This window comes from Marivirga sp., assembly GCF_024636815.1.
Classification (GTDB): domain Bacteria; phylum Bacteroidota; class Bacteroidia; order Cytophagales; family Cyclobacteriaceae; genus Marivirga.
Window position 1 is genome coordinate 1 of sequence record NZ_JAGXGF010000072.1, and the last position, 5,231, is coordinate 5,231.

The 5,231-nt window shown below is 33.1% G+C and carries 4 protein-coding genes and 1 pseudogene; 1 reads left to right on the forward strand and 4 read right to left on the reverse strand.

Annotated elements, in window-relative coordinates; translation table 11 throughout:
• Window positions 1-388 (forward strand): annotated as a pseudogene (locus tag Q0L29_RS05655) (sulfotransferase family protein); the annotation flags it as partial.
• Between the two features lie 24 nt (window positions 389-412).
• Here the strand turns inward: Q0L29_RS05655 and Q0L29_RS05660 are convergent.
• Genes Q0L29_RS05660 through Q0L29_RS05675 form a run of 4 tightly spaced genes read right to left on the reverse strand, consistent with a single transcriptional unit; the run spans window position 413 to window position 4,803 of the window.
• A complete protein-coding gene (locus Q0L29_RS05660) occupies window positions 413-2,872 on the reverse strand; it encodes a leucine-rich repeat domain-containing protein (protein ID WP_296619826.1) in 2,460 nt (819 codons plus the stop codon).
• Window positions 2,859-3,689: a hypothetical protein gene (locus Q0L29_RS05665; RefSeq protein ID WP_296619828.1), complete on the reverse strand. Its 831-nt coding sequence runs from the start codon at window positions 3,687-3,689 to the stop codon at window positions 2,859-2,861. Before Q0L29_RS05665 ends, Q0L29_RS05660 begins: the two co-directional genes overlap by 14 nt.
• Window positions 3,686-4,270, reverse strand: a complete 585-nt coding sequence (locus Q0L29_RS05670; RefSeq protein WP_296619831.1) for a hypothetical protein — start codon at window positions 4,268-4,270, stop codon at window positions 3,686-3,688. Before Q0L29_RS05670 ends, Q0L29_RS05665 begins: the two co-directional genes overlap by 4 nt.
• Window positions 4,271-4,299: 29 nt before the next feature.
• Window positions 4,300-4,803, reverse strand: a complete 504-nt coding sequence (locus Q0L29_RS05675) for a nucleoid-structuring protein H-NS (protein WP_296619830.1) — start codon at window positions 4,801-4,803, stop codon at window positions 4,300-4,302.
• Window positions 4,804-5,231: the final 428 nt, after the last annotated feature.

Here is a 5,231-nt window from a genome sequence, read left to right on the forward strand (position 1 = left end):
AATGCTACCTTCATTTGCAGAAGTAATAGAAAACCCATCTATGCAGGATGTAGGATATAAAATGCATTTGGACATAGTAGAAGAATTACAAGGAATGGATCTACCCGTGATTGTGGTTGATTCTAAATCCATTCTATTAGACCCAGAAAAACAGTTGAATAAATTATGTAAAGCTATTGGCATTCCGTTTGACTCTGCCATGCTACATTGGCAAAAAGGCGCAATTTCGGAAGATGGAGTGTGGGCAAAATATTGGTACAACAGCATTCATAATTCCACTAGTTTTATGCCTTATAGTCCCAAAACAAAACCTTTTCCAGAAAAATTGAAGCCTTTATTAGCAGAGTGTCTACCATTTTATAAAAAATTACGTAAAATAGCTCTATAAAATTATCTCATGGAGAGAAAAAATCTAATAAAACCTCACTTCACAATCAGGATGCTCTTCTTTGAAATTATTGAGACTAAAATCAAAAATCCGAGTATTGTAGCAAATCAATTTCTCTAGATTAGTTAACAACCCCAGCTTACCAATCCAACGAACTGGAGTACTGGAAATATCTAAATATCTTAATCCGATTAGGGTTTCTATACCTTTTAGACTTTTAACTTGAGTTCCTGCCAAGCTTAGATGCACAAGACTTTGCATTTCTTCTAGTGGCTTTAAATCGTCAACTGCAGTGAAATCCAATATTAATTTTTCTAAATGGTAAAGCTGAGTCAAGGGCTCTAAGTCTTTAATAGGACTCTCTTTTATGCTCAATATCTTTAAATCTTTTACTGAATATATGCTTTTCAAATTATTCAAGCCTACCCTTTCTAAATGTAATTCTTCCAAATAAACAAATTGTGACAATGGGTCTAATCGATCAATAGGTTCATCAATAATAACAATGGAAGTGACTGCAGCTAAATCATGTAATTCTTTATAGGTTGGTATGTTGCTTAAAGGAAATTGTAGTTTAAAAATAGCTCGCCAAGTATCATTTAAATTCGTCCACCACGCATCAATACCTTCTTTATCATAAATAACACTACATTCCGTGGCTTTTTCTTCAAGAAATTTTCTTACCGCCTCTTTTTGAATTCCACTTTGATCAACATTCAATTCTTTCAGACTATTTAACTTGCTTAACTGCAAAAACTCCTCCTCCGAGAGTTGATTTTTAGCTAAGTTCAGTCTTTTTAATTTTTTTAAACGCAAAATTGACCTTACTGAATTCAAACCAACATTTTGAGCTTCTAAAACACTTAAAGAATTTAAACCTTCAATAGGTGCCAAACTTTTAATTTGATTAATGGAAATGGATAAATACCGCAATCTTGAGAATTTCACTAATGGATTTAAATCATTCAAACCCTTATCATTAAGATTTAAGCTGTCTTTCAATAATAATTTAGTCAATTGTTCCTTTTCAGGATTGTCAAACCCTCGCCCATCTATATATTTTGAAAGCGCATCTTTCCATTCAGAATTTAAATTCACCCACCATTCTGACAATTCCTCCGAATTAACAATCAATAATTTATCAGGATTAGCATCTATAAATTCATTGATATCCTGCTCACTTACAAAAGTGTTGTCTGCATAAATCTTCTCCAAACTATTTAAGCTTTCTAAAGGCTCAAGGCTTTCAACTTGGGTATTGTTGATATTGAGCGACTGAAGACTCTGATAATTATTTAAAGGACTTAAGTCTGAAATAAAGGCAAATGAAATATCCAGCTTTTTCAAGGTCTCAGGACTCATTTTATCCGTCAGCTTTGACAAGTTACTTTTTGCCATATTAAGATTTTCCAGCTTTTTCATTTCTGAAAACACTTCAGGCTGATTAAAGAAGGTTTCACTTAAATCTAGTATTCTCAATTCCTTAAAATTGCTCAAAATTTCGAAATCCCTGATATCAGCACCATTTAAATGCAATTCCTTTACAGCTTTTAAATTTACCAACGGATCTATTTTCTGTACAGGCGTAAAAGAAATATCCAAATGCTGCATGTTTTCAGCATATCGTAGAAAGCTTAAATCCTCTATTGCAGTATGTGAAATATTTAAATGCTTCAGTTCTGTAAGACTACTTAAAGGAGCTATATCTTCAATTTTTGTATGACTTAAATTGATATATTCCAAATCTACCAAAAAGCTTAATGGGGCTAAACTGACAATAAAATAGTTGCCTGATAGATTCAAGGAATCCATTGAAACAATTTTATTCAATTGACTGATTTCCACACTATCATCTTCTATCTGAATTTCTTTTCGGAAAATATCTTTCCAACCTAGGGAAAGATTATTCCACCATTCTGTTATTGCTTCATCTCTGCTGACTTTAGTAGTATAAATACTAGCAATCTGAAGCTCCTCGGTCTCTTTATCCAAATTGATTTCCACAAATCGGGTTTTGGTATTCAAAATGGATTCCCCTTCAATTCCGGTAGCTTTTAAGGTTCTATTTAGCTCAACTTTAAAGGATAATCCACCATTATCGCGTAAAAATGGTTCTGTTGATTTAATATCGAAATCAAATTGGGCATCCTGAAAAAAGAAATCAATATCCTTTAAATAAGCCGTTACATCTTTATTGATCAGAACATTACGATTTTCAGTCAAATCATCTTCAATTTGAACTTTACTGTCCCTAAAAATTTTCAAATAGCTTTCACGGATAATGACATCCTTATCTCTATGGCTGGCATCTTTACTTCCTAAAGTATTCAGCAAATACTCTAAAAAACGGACTTGGTCTTCTGCCTTAGATTGATAAGATTGAATTTCTTGCTTTTCAAAGCCATCAATATCCTGAGCAAATAGCTTAATATTGAACACAAAAAGGAAGCTAAAAAGAATTAAAAAGGCATTATTTTGCTTCATAGATAAATGCTTTGAGTTGTGGGATATCTTCTTTTTTGATTGGTGTTAAGTCAGATATAAGCCAACCGCTGTTATAGCCCTTACGGTTATACTCAGCAATTTGGAAATACCATCCTTCGCATTGGAAGAAATGAAATTTACTTCCCCTTACAGTTTTGAATTGAATTTGTTCGGAAGCCATTTCATAAAGAAAAATAGACAATGGATCTGCTTTAAAATCGTCTCCGGTGAAATCCACTGCATTTTCCTTATTTAAGGACCTATGCAAATTCATAAAATCTAATTCATGGCTCATAGGATGTAAAAAAGCTTTCTCCTCGCTTTCATCCTTATCAAAGAATTGTTGATAATGAGCAGATGAAACTTGATCTAAAACCCATTCATAGCCTTTTCCTTCTTCCTGGATTTTAAAGAAAAGCAGTATGTTTTCTTCTTGTCCATTTCTACTAAAAACGGCATTTACTTCCGCAAACCAGCCTTCTTTATGGAAATCAAGGAATTGGGGATTTTGCTTGTCCGTCACATCATTTATAAATGATTTTTTCTGATCAGAAGGAATATTTTGATTTTCCCTATCAAAAAGTAAGGTGATATAATTTTTCCTTAAGGAAGTTTCACGAAAGTCTTTATCACCTTCATAATAGCGTACTCCCTTTTGGTCTTCTTCCCCATTAAATCGCCTAAAAAACTGATTTACCTGCTTGGTGGAAGCATACAATTCAGATTCATCGCGAATACTTCCATCTCCCTGCACAATTTGCGCAGGGAGCATGAAAGGTAAGCATATCAATAAGTTAATAATCAGGATTCGTATCATGAAGAAGTTTCAGTCACACGAATATCACCTAACATCACATCCCAGAATTCGATAGTTCTACCGGAAATCTGAGTTTTCTTTTTCTCTACATAAATGGTGATGTCTTTTTTAGTGGTATCTTTATAATTTAGTCCATCATCAGAAGTCCCTTCGAAACGCTGATAAACAGTTACAACTCCTACATATTTTCCGTCAGGCTGTTTTTCCAAATCACTGATATAATGGATGTCATACCAAGAGATTTTTACATTATCATAATTCAACGCCATTAAACGCTCAAAATATTTTCTTACTTTATAATACTCAACTTCCTCAGTGGTTAAAGAAGAAACCCCCATTTCACTATCTGGAGCAAATAATTCCTCTGCTCTGTCCATTACTCTATTGGCTTCAGAATAAGCCGTCTCTTTATCTCCGATTATGCTGATGTATTTGCTCAAATCTCTAACTTTTTCAAGAGCTAAAGAATCAATCGCTTGTTTTCTTTGTGGTAAAACATCATCAGTTTGCGCCATTGCACCAGAGGAAAAAGTCATTAAGAGTGCAATAACACCTATATATTTTATATTTAATATTTTCATCATTTTAAAATTTAAGTGAGTTCAATCAATTATTTGCGAATCAGTTCAAGTTCAGTAATTCTTCCTCTATCATTGGTTTTTACCTTATAAATATCATTCAGGTTTTTACCTTGATCTTTCAAATAATTCATATAATCCAAAATATTGGTTGGCTCATCATAATCTTTGGTTCCGTCAGTAGATTCATTAATGATTATCAAAACAGGAACATTTGGGGAGGCAAACATTGATTTTGCTTCATTGATGTTGCTATTGGCTTTTGTTGTATTATCTGATGAGTTAGCAATGGCATTAAAATAATTATCAAGCCTATTGGCCATTTCTTCTTCAGATGCCTTAGCTTCTTCTGCAGTCTCAGAATCTTTTGGAGATTCTAAATCCACGGTAGTATCATCCGGTCTTTCCTGTTGCTCAGTTGAATCAGCATCATTGGATGCATCCGCCATTTTTTTACTGCTCTTACAAGCAAATAGGCCTGCACTTAAGATCAAACACAAGGCAGTAAGCCTAAAAATAGATTTCAATTTGTTCATTTCATACAATAGTTTAGTACAAGCCTATTAACGTAATTCAAATATAATGTTATATTTATCGATAAAAATAATTGTTTTGTCGAGGGAAATATAGGGCTGATGATATGAGCTTTCAATTTTAATATTAATCATAATTATAAGTTTGAGAGCCTTTAGATAAAGATTATAAGTTTGAGAAAATTCAATAGGAATTGCTTTTCTATCACAAATAATGTCAGCCCTACGGGCCTTAGGCTACCTTTTTCGATTTAAGTTACCATAATTTTACCCCGATGGGGTAAAAGAACACTGATTATTGAAATCCAATCTATCAATGTTTTTTGCAGTTTTTCTACGTAACTTTATATAAAACCAAATTCGATTAAAATTGACTTCTATGATAACAACTACAACCCAAAAGTCCCATGAGGGACGACATTATGGTAATT